Origin of the sequence: Maribacter sp. PR1, assembly GCF_028464145.1 — a bacterium.
In the GTDB taxonomy this organism is placed as follows: domain Bacteria; phylum Bacteroidota; class Bacteroidia; order Flavobacteriales; family Flavobacteriaceae; genus Maribacter.
The window spans coordinates 118,192-131,791 of the sequence record NZ_JAQPCG010000004.1 but is presented as its reverse complement, the minus strand read 5'-3'; the positions used below and the strand labels follow the sequence as shown (position 1 = coordinate 131,791).

The window sequence follows — 13,600 nt, the reverse complement described above, 5'->3', positions numbered from 1 at the left end:
TAATAAACATATCTGTTATGGAAAGAAAGCAATTTTTACGAAGTCTGGGTGCCGGTGCGGCATTCGCCATAGTTTTTCCTTGTGTCCATGGTTGTTCGAAAGATGGCAACGGAGATGTTGCCCCGGAGGATATGAGACCTATACCTACTGGAATTGATTTTACCATTGACCTTGACGCTCAGGAAGGGGAAGCATTACAGAACAACGGGGGATTTATTTTAAAGGAATTTGTAGTAGTGGCCAAAAACTTGGAGGGGCAGTATGTAGCGGCCAGCCAAATCTGTAGCCATCAACAGACTGAGGAAGTGCGATTTATTTCGAATGATGGGGGCATCTATTACTGTTCTACGCATGGTGCACGGTTTGACCAGACGGGAAAACCGTTAAACAGCATCACAAGTAATCCGCTAAAAATATTCAATACGGAGCTTACCGGAAATATACTGCGCGTGTTTGAATAGATAGATCCATTTTCGAGAGTAATAGGTCTTACCTTTGGAAAAACAGCTAGACATACCAAATCTAAATTTTGGGCAGTGTTGAGATTTTCACATTTTTTAATTCTATAATGGAAAGCTCTTCCAGTTTTCCATTTTCAAAGGCTTTTTCAATTTGTTCGAAAGGAACTCCATCTTTTATTTTCGGTTGCAAGTTCCGATAATCCTGCACGGTAACTCCGTTAACGGTACGTTGATTATATGCCTCGCGAAACCGCATCCCTCCTTTACCGGTAAAATATGTATAGGCCAAGTAGTCCATACTATAATCCTCAACATCGAACCAGTAAAGGAACACATCTTCATAATCAACGCCACCGCCTTCCTTCTTAAAGATTACGCGGATCTTATGGTATTCTTTTCCTTTGATAGAGGTGGTGCCCTTATTCTCTAGAACAACGGCTTGGTCTTTTAGCCACAAGGGAAGAAATGCAAAGTACATTACGGAATTGACTGAATTTGTATAGGCATTTTTTCTTTCCTCCGTTATAGGTGCCACGGTATCGTCAATATAACGGATAAACCCTTTATTGGTAAATACATCCCTAACCAAGCCGCCGTGCTTGTTCTTACCGATTCTTATATAGGTAAATTGTCCGTTTTGGCGTTGGTAACTATAGGTATGTTTACGGAAGGTAAAGGAAGCCTCCGCATTTTTCATTTTTTCCATACCCGATACCTCAATGGCTTTGTCTACGACGCTTTCTTGCGCTACTAAGGGATTAAAATGCAACATGAGCAGTATTATCGGGATAGAAAACGAAAAAGGTTTGTGATTTAATAGTTTCATATGTTCTTTGATTGTTCTAAAGTTTTTTAAAATATTTGATGTTTTTAGATACTTTGTTATTCTGTTTCGTCAATGGATCCGGTTTTCTTTTTCAAGAAGTCGGGCGCCAGAAGCTGTATCCGTTCAAGTACCATTTTTGCTTCTTTGTCTTTCCCCGCATTTATAAGCTGAATATAACGATGATAGAGCGAACCTACTTTTACGTACCGAATTTCATCAGGTGGCAGGTTCGAAAGATAGGGATCCTCTTCCGGGGGGAGATTGCCGGCCAGTTCTTTGAGAAAGTTTTGCAATTCTGTTCCAACAATATAATTGGCACGCCCGGCATTGGCCTGCTGCGATAAAATGGGGGCTTCGAATTCGACCGATCTTTTGTCATCGGTGTTCGGGCGAATTCCAGATAAACGATTTCGTACGGCATCCAAGTTCCCTATATAGAACAGGCCAGCCATATGATCGTCTTTGGTCGAACTGCCTTGCCCTCCAACGACATGGACACTATTTTGCCTAAGGATGTTTTCGTCCAGCGGCGTACCTGTCTCTTGGCCAATAAGCACGATACTTGCCCTTGTTCCGGAAAAATCGGCCCTCCATAGGGTCACTTGGGGGAAAACCGAAGCGAACGTAGCGGCAATGATATCGAAGTTTTCGGAAGTGAGTTGGTACATTGGTAACCACTGTGCAAAAATCCCTCCCGGGGATAACCGCTTTTTCGCCTCTTTAAAATGTTCAAGGGTGTAAAGGCTTCCGGTACCTGCGTGCCATGGGGTAAAAAGATCACCAACAATAACATCGAATTGCTCGTGCGTGCCCAAAAGATAGTTTCGGGCATCGTCGGCAACAATGGTTACGCGTTTGTCATTAAAAAGTCCGTTGGTCCAAGGGGCAAAATAGCGCTGTGCGGCCGGAATTACATTGGATACCAACTCTACCGCCACAACCTTTTCTACCTCATGGTGGAGGGCAGCCCCCGCAGTAATACCGGTTCCCATGCCCAAGAAAACTACTTTTTTTGGTGCCGGATGGATAAGTAACGGAATGTGGGCCTGCATTTGTTCGACCAACAGCGAGCCGGAATCCCCGAGAACATAAAAGTTATCCATGCGCATCTGAATATTCTTTGGTAATTGCACGATGGAAACTACACCATCGCTCGATTGCCAGGAATCCAATAAGGTTCCATCAGCATCCAAGCGTACTATTGGTGGATTTTTCAGAACAATTATCCCCATAATTATAACAATTGGCGCCAAGGCCCAACCAATTTTCTTTCGCCCATAAAACGATAGGGAGGCCATAATGGCCAAGATCCCGTAAGAAACAGCAACGATTTTTATACTGTCCCAAAGGCCTAAAGTGTCGAGTAGAACGAAACCTGATAGCACTGGGCCGACAAAGCTACCTGTAGAATTGAAAAGTACCAACCTGCCCACAATCCGTCCAGACGGCTTATCTATCATGGGAGCTGCTCTGAGCAAGAATGGAAACACCGCGCCCAGAACAAATGTTGGCGGCAAGACCACTAAAAAGGCCAGTTTAAAAACGGCCCATATATAGGCGTACCAAGATGCGCCCATTGCCAAATACCCAAGACCGTTTGTAGCGATATTGAAAACATTCGGGGAAACCCCTATTAAAATGGCCGATACGGACAAGAGTAGGGCCAAGGCTCTTTTTGAGGGCATCCTTGACCTAACAAGCAGATGTGCGACGAACCCTCCCAATGCCAAAGCCAAAAGAAATACCACCAAAATCACGGAGAACGAGTACACCGAATTTTGTAGTACTTGAGCGAACATCCTGGTCCATAAGGTTTCGGCCGATAGTGCCAATACTCCTGAAAAAAAAGCCACCACGGCAAACTGGGTATAACTTAACTTGGTCGAACGTTCGGTATTTTTTTTGGGTTTTGGCTTTACCTTGGCCACCCTGGGCGCAACGGAATAAGACACCAGGAATTTATCAAGAACAATTGCAAGAACACCTACGGAAGCTGCCAGTATCAATGCAAGGCCATAGGTTGAGCTTACCCCGTATTCCCTGATCAGGTAAAACCCTGTAAAAAAAGCTCCAAGTGCTGCTCCCAATGTATTCACTGCATATAGAATGGTTCCGCGCCTTTCGAGGTACCTGCGATTTTTACCGATGTACTGTGCCAATATTGGAAAAGTACCGCCCATAAGAAACGTTGGAGGCAAAAGCAATAAAGCACCAAAAAAGAATTTCGCCAGTAAAAGGGCACTTTTTGAACCGCCCAAAAAGGATACGACCTCGACATAGTACATTTCATATAAATCAAGACCTGGTAGTATCAAAAAGGCAGTTAATGCAATGCCTAACTCCATAACCCCATATACACGAAACGGTCTCTTCAAACGAGCGCCGATATTGCCAAAAAACCTTCCCCCAATTGCGAGCCCAAGAAAAAAAACTGACAATGTTGCCGCCGTTGCGTACGCGGCGTTTCCGAATACTAGCCCTAAGCGGTACATCCAGACCACCTGAAATATTAGACCGGCTGTACCGGACAGAAAAAACAAAGCATACAAAAAAGTGAAGTTTCCCGAGCGTTCAAATTGTGGAAACATAAACTTATCTTTCATAAAAAATGGTTGTTGATAATGTGGTATTATACAAACATAAAAAGAAAAGAGGCTTTTTTAACAGCCTCTTTTCCCTCTATTTTTAAGTGATCAATTTAATCTAAACACCCAGCATAATTAGGGTTGTTCGATTCTGACTGTGGAACGAGAAATTTAAGGGTAGAGCTATATTCCCCTCCCTTGAAATACGGCCCCCACGGAAAGACATTGGAGGGCATCATACCGTAAACGTCCACAAGTCTTCTAAGGTCGCCTAGTCGATGACCGGTACTGAAGAGCCAAAATGCACGCTCTGAAAAATGGGCCAGCAATAGGTCGTCACCGCTAATTCCTGAGAGGTCTAAATCTGACAGACCTATAGTAGCCCTAAGTGCATTATGTATGTCCTCCACGGTGATAGCATCATCCGCATTGGCGGCTGCCTCGGCCTCGATCAATCTTGCCTCTGTTCCAGAAGCCAGGATTACGGGCACATTGGAAGAATCATATTTGAGCTGATTGTAGTACAATGTAATATCATCCTGCCCAAATTCCGTACCGCCATCCCAAGGTGTCCTGGGATCCATAGCGGAGCGGTACATTAAACCATTTCCACCTTTGCCATCGGCGATAGAAAATTGACGCCGAACAGTAGTCATGATATAAATTCCGTTTTCTTGTCTTCGACTGTTGTCGGATTGCTCAATATTATAAACAAAATCTGAGGGAATAGCAGCTACTTCTCTGGCTGCCTCATCAAACTGACCTAGACCCAAAAGGGAGCGGGCCTTACCTACCCGTCCTAGGTTCGCCAATTTATCATTGCTGCCGGCGTTGGCGATAGCTTGATCAAACCAAATTATCGCTTGGTTGAACATTTGTTCGGTGGTCAAAGGATCGCCATAAATCAATTCTCCGCCATTGGCAGGGGCCTTACTGAACGGCACCCCACCGCAAAAGGTTTCCGCGAACATGACATAAGCATAGCCAGCAACGCTTTGCATCTCACTTTCAATTTCTGGGTTTCCACCGAAATCGGCAAGAAGGTCAACCGTAGTTTCGGCACCAGTTCGCGATCTATGCAGGTTGCCATAAATTGTGTTTACGTCACTGTTGATATCTTGAAGATTACGGGTGTCGGCTTCACGCCTGGTGGGAAAGGTTCCCGAATAGGAATACTCATCGCTCATAAGGCCACTCATAACAATTAGCCCTGTAGTGGCACCATGACCCGCAGCGGAACCGCTCATAGCCACTGCAAGATCCCCCAGAGAACCCGCTCGTAGGGTTTGTATACCGGCCTCACTGTTGAGTGATTCCGGGGTAACGATATCGGGATCCGAGACTTCCACCACCGAATCGCATGATATGCATAAAGACGACAGTACCATCAAGACAATGACATTCAAGAGTGATATGGAATCGTTGTTGTTTGCTTTTATTATTTTTTTCATTTTCTTATTTTTTTTATTAAAACGATAGGTTCAGTCTTGCTTTCCACGAACGTACAGGTGGTTGACTGAGAAATTCTTCGGTGGTAAAATTGGCTTGTCCTTCAGAACTAATTTCGGGGTCAAGCCCTGAGTAATCTGTCCAAACGCCAAGATTCTGACCAGAAAGTGTTAGGCTTATACGGTCAAAACCAAGTTTGCTTGAAAAGGTTCCCGGTGCGTTATAGGTCAATGAGATTTCACGTAGCCTCCAAAAAGAGGCATCTTCGATATAACCTGCATTTGTCCCTAAAAATTTTGATGCGACTGCTCTGGCCTGATCTTCAAGTGAGGCATTGGGGTCGTTTAGTTCCCTATTATTACTGTTTCCGTTTCTCCATGAACCGGTATTGTTATAGAGTTTTTGACCGCCCCTGTAGTTAAGAAGCCCTTTCAGCACAAATTGATTTTCGAAAAAACTCAGTGTCGGGGTAAAAGAAATATCGGTCGTTGCAAACGGGGTGCCCAAATAACCTAGTTCCCCTACTTGTACTTCATTTTGCCCAATGAAACCGTCGCCGTTGGCATCGTTATAGGTATAGGTTTCGTCCCAATAGCCACCAAGGGGGAATCCTTCAACATGACGTTGCTGTCCAAAAATGACAGGCTGGATGCCCTCACCCAGTTCAATCAGCTCGTTATCGATAAAAGAACCCACGAAATCCAGTCCAAAGAAAAACTTGTCGGTCTCGATGATTCTAGTATTCAGGCCTATTTCGATACCTGAGTTTTTTACGGAGCCCAAATTTTCAAAACGTCCCTCACCCACCCCAAGAGATAGGGGTAATTGCCTGAAAATAAGGGCATCTTCGGTTCGCTTATTAAAATAGGTTATTTCAAAGCCGATTTTATCAGACAATAATTTGGCATCAAAACCAAATTCAACCTCTGTAGATCTCTCTGGACTTAAACCAGTATTTCCTACACTTCCAATGGTTACCCCCGTTACACTTTGTCCGTCTAATGTAGCCGCGATAGGATTGAAAAATCTTAAGGCATCATTAGTGCCAGGTTGAACCCCGGAGGCACCCCATGCTCCCCTAAGCCGTAAGGAACTTATTCCATATTTATCGGAATTATTAAAGAATTCCTCCTCTGAAATGAGCCACGAGGCACTCACTTTGGGGTAAAATACCGAATTGAAGGAAGCACCAAAAGAACTTCCGCGATCTGCCCGCACCGCACCAGTTACGAATAGTTTATCGCTAAAGCCAATCTGTTCCTCCAAAAAGACACCAACGGTGCGTGATTCGATGGTCTGCTCGTTACTTTGTGTAACAGCGGCACCCGCAATTGAGTTGCTACCCGCAACCAAAAGAAGCCCGGTTGCAAATGTACCCTGTGATAAATTCTGTAAATATTGAAACCCGAGGGAAGTACGTGAATTTATGCCTTCCCATAAGTCTGTTTTGTAAGACCCTACCATATCAAGAGTATAAACAAAATCGTTAAACCTATTGGAAAATCGGGCACCTTGGTCATAGTTGAGAAAAGCCGGGGCTTCTCCCGTTGGGAAAAACTGGCTGTCCCAACGCGAAGTAAAGTCAAGTCCACCAGAAGCCCTTACATTCAGTTTCTCCATAGGTTGCCATAAAATCTCAAGACCTGAAGTAAAACGATTGATTATTTGTCGGGTATCGATTGTGAACAATTCATCGGGTGTAAATTCGCCCCAACCGTTGTTCACGTCGATCGAAGATGCACCATTAAGTCCCTGACTCATTAGGGCCAAGGCAAAATTATCGTTCAAGGGTAATTCTAGATTACTATTAGTGTAGCCCGTGGTTAAATTAACCTTCAGGTCATCGGTAATTTTAGCCCCAAAATTCCCCCTGAAATTGGTCCTTTTAATATTATTGACCGGTAAGACACCTTCACCGTCGGTAAGACTACCTGAAAGAAAGTAGGTAAGTACTTCCGAACCTCCCGATACGCTTAATCCGGCACCATAAGACTGTCCTGTTCTAAAGGGCGAGGTACGGGGGTCGTTCAAGGGCTGAAAAGAATTGACCGTACTGGGGACAAAAGTGCCGTCGGCCGCTTCAAAATTGAAGCCAGGATTGCCTTGGGAATCAAGTGCCTGATAATTTAGTGGATAGGTTGTCACATCCTCGACGAGACCGCTCTCCATAAAAGCTGACCATCTCGGTTCCCCTTGCTTCCCTTTTTTAGTAGTAATACGAATTACACCGTTCGCCGCAATTGACCCGTACAAGGTCGCTGCAGAAGGCCCCTTGATTATTTCGATAGATTCAATATCCTCCGGGTTGATATCGTTTAACCGGGAAGGAGACTGTCCACCCGTTTCAAACGAGATGGAATTGGCCTCGTTGTTGATGAGAATTCCGTCAATATATATTACTGGTTCATTAGAAAGGGAGGCGCTATTGGAACCCCTTACCCTAATACGGGAACCCATCCCAGTAGAACCTCCACTACTGGAAATTTGAACACCGGTCGCCTGGCCCTGAAGTAAATCTGAAACATTGCTTATTGGGCGTTGTTTTACGTCGTCGGCAACATTGAGATTAGCAATGGAATTGCCCATCTCAACTTTACGGCGTACACCGGTTGCAGTAACGATTACCTCGTTCAAATCCATCAAATCAGCCTTCATGACTACGTTGATGACCGTTTCTTGTGCTACTTGTACCTCATGTTTGGCGAAACCGATGTAAGAGAATACAAGAATGTCCCCTTCTGAAGCCTCAATTTCATATTGTCCTTCAAAATTGGTGGAAACCCCTTTTGTGGTGCCCCTAATCACTATACTTACCCCGCCCAAGGGTACATTTTGCTGGTCGGTTACCATTCCGGTTACCGTCATTGTCTGCTGCTTTATCTTTGGAGGATCTAAGGATGACGTTTTAATTTCCGTTCTCGGAACCATCTTCTTTTCCAGAAGAACAATAAGTTTTCTCCTTATTTCAAAAGAAACATTTGTTTCTTTTAAAATAATGCCCATTAAATCTTCAATTTTGACTTTATCCGCCTTTACCGTTACTTTTCTGCTGGTGTCCAAGGTAGAATTTTTGTACAGGATGTTGAAATCCGTCTGTCTTTCTATTTCATGGAATATGGATTCTATGGTTGCGTTCTCCATATTCATTGAAATTTTCCCCTTTTGGGAATACGCATTCTTGGCACTAAGTTGAAATAGGGCAATGAGTAAAAACAATGCGGTTATCTTCATTTTCAGGTCTATTTTAATCGTAAAATAGCTTTTACATAGTGTGTTTTTCATACTTTTGAGAGAGTTTAGAAATTGGCTAATTAGTTTTTAAATTCATTTGGAATCCAGGGATTGTTACCGCAATCCCTGATTCTTTTGTTTATATCATAGGTCTACTTTTTAGGGTTAATCTCTATTTTGTTTTTGGAAATTGAGTACTCAAAATCTTTTATACGTTGGAACGCTTGTAGCACCTCGTCAATGGTTTCCGTCTTAAATCTTCCGGTATATCTTTCTTGGCCCACCTCTACGTCCTTAATACTGATTTCGATATCATAATGTCTTTCAAGCTTTTTGGTGATTCGATAAAAGTCCTCGTTTTTAAACAATAATATCCCATCCTTCCATGCGATGTGGCTACTAACATCAACATCGGACACGGTCAGATTTGCGCCGGAGAGGAAATATGAGGCCATTTGATGCGGCTTTAAAACCATAGCCCGTCTATCAGGATTTCCCCCTCCATTTACAGCTACACTGCCCTCTACCAAAACAACCTTGGCATATTCGTCGTCCGCGTAATTGGAAATATTGAATTCGGTACCCAAAACCTTGGTGCCCAGTAAACCTGCATCCACCGAGAAAGGTCTCAAGGAGTCTGACTTGACGGTAAAGTAAGCCTCCCCCCTTAAAACCACGTTCCGAGGTCCTTCATCGTAAAAAGCCACGGGATATGTCAACGATGATCCTGAGTTTAAGTAAACCTCGGTACCGTCGGACAATACTATCTGGAATTTCTTACCATAAGGGACTTCCAGAGTATTGTAGACCAGCGGCCTTAAGTTTTTTAGGGTGTTCTCTGATTTTTTTTTGTAAATAATCTTGCTTCCTTCCTGCTCGGCCACATACGTGCCGGAGCTGGAGACCACCTCCAAAGTTTTGGCTTCCAAAATTTCCTTGGTGGACCCATCACCCAAAGTAATGGTGATTTGCTTTTGGGGTAAATCCTTATCCGCAATTCCCCCCAAATAAAATAAAGTGCCGACCGTAATAATACCTATGAAGACAGCGGCATATTTCAGTACATTGAACCCTCTACTTCTTCTTTTCCTAATCTCGAACTGTTCAATATTGTCCAACAATTCCCTTTTCAGGCGTTCCGCTTTCTCTTCCTCAAAAAGCCCTGTAACGAGATGGTGCAGTTTGATCTCTTCTTGAAAGCTGGCCTTGTTGTTATTGACCCATTTCGTCAAAAATTCAATTTCCTCAGTAGTGGCGGTATTGCTCAGGAATTTATGAACGATGTTTTTGATATTCCTTTTTTTCATTATGAAATATTAAGATAATGCCAATGCATACTAACCAAACGACCGAACTTTACAATACCCTTGCTTTTTATTTACATTTACCTATTATTTTGATAAAATTTTGTTAAAATAGCTTATGAATTCAAATGATCGTAACATAAATGTTGATGTCAATGCAATCCGAAATGGGGACAAGGCGGCATTTAGGGCGGTCATTGATCTGTACTACAAAGAAGTCTATTGGTATGCCAAAAGTTTAGGTCGTGACGACACTTTGGCAAAGGACCTTACCCAAGAAACATTTTTTACCTTATGGAAAAAAAGGGACAAGTTAAGCGATGGGGTGGTGGTTAAGGGATGGTTGTACAAATCTGTTCGCAACAAGTTCCTGGACCACGTAAAAAAATACAGAAAAGAGACTTATTTATTGGAAACCGCTTTTGTTGAGACACTCGATACTGTTGCCCGGTCCGAAAACCAGGAAATTTTAAAACGCAAGATGGAAATCATTGATATGGAGATTCAAAATCTTCCCAAAAAATGCTCCAAAGTATTTTTTTTGAGCAAAAAGGAAGGATTGACAAATATTGAAATTGCAGATTACTTGGGAGTTTCCCTTAAAACTGTAGAAGGCCATCTTACTAAAGCCCTTAAAATTTTGAGGGAGAAATTGAAGGATAAAATTCATGTCTTACTAATGATTCTTCACTCTAGTGAATAAAATCAGAAATAACTTTATACAAGAATTGATACAACAATGCGTGATTTTTGATTTTTATGTCAAAAACCATAAGCTACTGAAAAGTTAATGCCAAAAGGATGCCCTGGTCTTAGCCCTGCCGGAACCCTGGATACCGCATAGGTTTCATCCAATAAATTGATAATGTTAGAAGAGAAGGTAAGGTGTTTATTGTAAAAATATCGACCCGACAGGTCAATAACATAGTTGAAATCAACTTTTTGGTTTGCCGGTATTGTGCCCGTTCCCGCTTGCGTCCTAAAGGCGTCGGTATATCGCAAACCCATATTTAAAGAAAATTTCTCATGCTCCAGTCCAAGATTCAAATTAAACTGATTTTTGGCGATGTAAGGAATTTCATCCCCTTCTGTAACCTCTCCGAATATATCGGTATCACTTTCAAAGGAACTTAGGAACTTGGTGTCGGTCAAGGTATAGGATACCGATACAGGAAGTCTTAACTTTTCGGAGCTGTTTTTTAAAATATCATAGTTCAACAATACTTCTACCCCGCTTACACGTACCTCGCCCGCATTGAATTGGTCAAGGCCGCCCGTACCACCAGTGGCGGCAAGGTCGCTGCCCAGTAGGTTTTGATAATCATTATAGTACGCTATTATTTCGCCTTTTAGGCCACTATGGTTGAAACGTGTGCCCAGTTCGTAATTTATACTTTGTTCCGGATTTTGGCCGTCAGTACTCCCCGGAGGAGAAAACCCTTTGTGAATTCCACCAAAAACGGACCAATTATTGGTGAACCTATAATTGGCACCCAATCCCGGCATCCAAACATCCACCCTATTTTCCCTTTCGGAAAGGTCAAGGCCCGACCTCTTGGCATCGTTGCTTCCATAATCGGTTCTACCCAACGTTATATTCTCATAGCGTAGGCCTGGAGTAACCGTAAGCCCGTTAATACTTAATTTATATAAAAAATGCGCAGCCACGGCTTTCGCATAACTTATACGATTGGCATCTTCACCCTTTACGCCTACTGTAGTCCTTATTAATTCTCTATTTTGAAATGCATACCTGTCCACCCATTGAAATCTGTCCTCGTCATCTTCGTGATAACGTATTCCCGCTTCCAGGGTTTGTAACCAATCCGAACCCCATCGTAATTTGGCTATGGATTGAACACCATTTGAGGTGTATTTTCTGTTGTTTGCCTTTATACCCATAACATCGTCTTGGCTGTCTTCGTTTCCTAAAATAGTTTGATATTCCATGGGGTAATCCAGTGGTGATGACAAGATGTTGTTTATGCTCACTCTTTCGCCAAGGTTTACATCGGTTAACTTATACCAATTCCGTTTGAATTTATTCAAGTAACCAGTGGTACTTATATTTAGCGATGGGGATACTTGTATAAAATGGGTAAGTTGGTATTGTTGATGTTCGGCGTTCATTACATCCTCAGACGATGCCCTGTACCTTCTAAAGGGGTTTTCTTCAAAGTCTTCATCGGTCAATCCCAAGTAAGTTTCGTTTGCCTCTTCTTCAGAATATTGGATTTTAAATGTTAGTGACTGATACATTTTTGCATCTAAATTTGAGTTGACACTAAACTTGGCTAAATAATCAGATTTATCAAATCCTGTATTGCCACCACCATCTAAATCCTTAAAACCGTCTGAGCTGTAATTGAAATAATCCGTTACAAATCCAAAGTTTTGATAGCTATCACCAATGACTAATTGCGTGTTTCTTGAGCCATAATTTCCTGCGGCAATGGAAGCTCGTCCAGAAAATTCGTCAGGAATGCGAGTTGAAATCATGTTGATCGCTCCGCCTGTCGTATTTGGCCCATATTGAATTTGACTGCTTCCTTTTAATATTTCGACAGCTTGCATTCGGCCAATGGTAGGGAAATAATACGCCGCCGGGGCACTATATGGGGCCGGGGCAATTAAGACACCGTCTTCCATAAGGTTAATCTTCGCACTCCGCTCCGGTGAAGTACCGCGTAAGCTAATATTTGGCCGAAGACCAAACCCATCTTCTTCATATATATTTACCCCGGGTACACTTTTTAGCGTTCTGTTAATATCATTGTAATTAAATTTTAGTAGTTCTTTTTCTGATATGTAGACCGCAGAACCTGTTCTGTTCTTTGCTTCGAACGTACTACCTAGTATAGCGTTACCGTTTACAATGACCTCGTTCAACATTTCAGTCTTAAAGGCCGTAGAATCTTTCCGATCTTGATTGTCTTGGCTCAGCACGTTAGTGTGAAAAGAAATAAAAAAGAGGGATATTAGAAATGGCTTCCACATGTTATATTTATTTAGATTTAATATTAATAAAGTGCAAACGTAGTTTATTTGCACATATCTCACAATACTATTAAGAAAGATTCTAAATAAATTTTTATGAAGCCCTATGATTCAATCTGGAAGCATCCTTTTCAAAATGATGATATATATCATGTTGTGAGAAAGCGGAATCGATTATTTTTCCATTTTAGAAAATCGGGAAATTTCTAGGCCAAAATTTTGTTAAACATATACCATATGTTAAAATTTTTGTAGTTTTGCAATACGAATGAAAAAAAGTTTTTTCAAGATATCATCTTTTGTAATGGCAATCGTAGTGCTGTTATCGACGTTCTCCTTTGCCGTTGATCAGCATTATTGTGGCGATGTTTTGGTGGATTTTTCTTTTTTCGGCAAAGCGGAATCCTGTGGTATGGAAATGCAACAATCCAGTGAATCATATGACGACAGTCTTGATAAAAAAGGTTGTTGCGAGGATCAGACCTTGGCCATTGCGGGCCAAGATGATTTAAAGATTTCATTTGAAAAACTAAGCTCGGAGCAACAACTCTTTGTTGTTTCATTTATATACTCCTATATAAACTTTTATGAAGGATTCGATACGAAAATCGTTCCTTTTAGGGACTATTCCCCCCCTCCACTGATACGGGACGTTCAAGTTCTAAATCAGACTTTCCTGATTTGATTTTTAGGTAATTGACCATTTAGGCCCAACATATTTTTGTTCGGGTCAAGCTGTTTTTGTTG

Annotated in this window: 9 protein-coding genes; 3 read left to right on the top strand and 6 right to left on the bottom strand. The window is 42.2% G+C overall.

Annotated elements, in window-relative coordinates:
* The first annotated feature begins 17 nt into the window (after window positions 1–17).
* Window positions 18–461, top strand: coding sequence for a QcrA and Rieske domain-containing protein (locus tag PP182_RS09490; protein ID WP_272651011.1), 444 nt, complete (start codon window positions 18–20; stop codon window positions 459–461).
* Window positions 462–522: 61 nt separating this feature from the next.
* Here PP182_RS09490 and PP182_RS09485 read toward each other — a convergent pair whose 3' ends face one another.
* The 5 genes from PP182_RS09485 to PP182_RS09465 all read right to left on the bottom strand — a co-directional run bounded on the left by PP182_RS09485 (window position 523) and on the right by PP182_RS09465 (window position 9,859).
* Window positions 523–1,287, bottom strand: a complete 765-nt coding sequence (locus PP182_RS09485; protein ID WP_272651010.1) for a DUF6503 family protein — start codon at window positions 1,285–1,287, stop codon at window positions 523–525.
* 56 nt (window positions 1,288–1,343) lie between these two features.
* Window positions 1,344–3,890: a fused MFS/spermidine synthase gene (locus PP182_RS09480; RefSeq protein ID WP_272651009.1), complete on the bottom strand. Its 2,547-nt coding sequence runs from the start codon at window positions 3,888–3,890 to the stop codon at window positions 1,344–1,346.
* A gap of 95 nt (window positions 3,891–3,985) precedes the next feature.
* Complete coding sequence (locus PP182_RS09475; protein ID WP_272651008.1) at window positions 3,986–5,323, bottom strand: hypothetical protein; 1,338 nt, start codon at window positions 5,321–5,323, stop codon at window positions 3,986–3,988.
* A 16-nt stretch (window positions 5,324–5,339) separates the two neighbouring features.
* Complete coding sequence (locus PP182_RS09470; protein WP_272651007.1) at window positions 5,340–8,603, bottom strand: SusC/RagA family TonB-linked outer membrane protein; 3,264 nt, start codon at window positions 8,601–8,603, stop codon at window positions 5,340–5,342.
* Between the two features lie 101 nt (window positions 8,604–8,704).
* The gene (locus PP182_RS09465) at window positions 8,705–9,859 is read right to left on the bottom strand and encodes a FecR family protein (RefSeq protein WP_272651006.1); all 1,155 of its coding nucleotides are present in this window, start codon (window positions 9,857–9,859) and stop codon (window positions 8,705–8,707) included.
* Window positions 9,860–9,974: 115 nt separating this feature from the next.
* On the opposite strand from PP182_RS09465, the gene PP182_RS09460 reads away from it, so the two are divergent.
* On the top strand, window positions 9,975–10,559 hold the full coding sequence (locus PP182_RS09460; RefSeq protein WP_272651005.1) for an RNA polymerase sigma factor: 585 nt from the start codon (window positions 9,975–9,977) through the stop codon (window positions 10,557–10,559).
* A 59-nt stretch (window positions 10,560–10,618) separates the two neighbouring features.
* On the opposite strand, the gene PP182_RS09455 is transcribed toward PP182_RS09460, so the two are convergent.
* Window positions 10,619–12,853 carry a TonB-dependent receptor family protein gene (locus PP182_RS09455; protein WP_272651004.1) on the bottom strand — a complete coding sequence of 745 codons (2,235 nt, stop codon included), beginning with the start codon at window positions 12,851–12,853 and terminating at the stop codon, window positions 10,619–10,621.
* A gap of 268 nt (window positions 12,854–13,121) precedes the next feature.
* On the opposite strand from PP182_RS09455, the gene PP182_RS09450 reads away from it, so the two are divergent.
* Window positions 13,122–13,538 carry an HYC_CC_PP family protein gene (locus tag PP182_RS09450; RefSeq protein WP_272651003.1) on the top strand — a complete coding sequence of 139 codons (417 nt, stop codon included), beginning with the start codon at window positions 13,122–13,124 and terminating at the stop codon, window positions 13,536–13,538.
* Window positions 13,539–13,600 lie beyond the last annotated feature (62 nt).

Excerpts from the sequence above, each read along its gene's own strand:
- PP182_RS09465 (WP_272651006.1), bottom strand. The coding sequence starts at position 9,859 with ATGAAAAAAAGGAATATCAAAAACATCGTTCATAAATTCCTGAGCAAT.
- PP182_RS09455 (WP_272651004.1), bottom strand. The coding sequence starts at position 12,853 with ATGTGGAAGCCATTTCTAATATCCCTCTTTTTTATTTCTTTTCACACT.
- PP182_RS09485 (WP_272651010.1), bottom strand. The coding sequence starts at position 1,287 with ATGAAACTATTAAATCACAAACCTTTTTCGTTTTCTATCCCGATAATA.
- PP182_RS09475 (WP_272651008.1), bottom strand. The coding sequence starts at position 5,323 with ATGAAAAAAATAATAAAAGCAAACAACAACGATTCCATATCACTCTTG.
- PP182_RS09460 (WP_272651005.1), top strand. The coding sequence starts at position 9,975 with ATGAATTCAAATGATCGTAACATAAATGTTGATGTCAATGCAATCCGA.
- PP182_RS09490 (WP_272651011.1), top strand. The coding sequence starts at position 18 with ATGGAAAGAAAGCAATTTTTACGAAGTCTGGGTGCCGGTGCGGCATTC.
- PP182_RS09450 (WP_272651003.1), top strand. The coding sequence starts at position 13,122 with ATGAAAAAAAGTTTTTTCAAGATATCATCTTTTGTAATGGCAATCGTA.
- PP182_RS09480 (WP_272651009.1), bottom strand. The coding sequence starts at position 3,890 with ATGAAAGATAAGTTTATGTTTCCACAATTTGAACGCTCGGGAAACTTC.
- PP182_RS09470 (WP_272651007.1), bottom strand. The coding sequence starts at position 8,603 with ATGAAAAACACACTATGTAAAAGCTATTTTACGATTAAAATAGACCTG.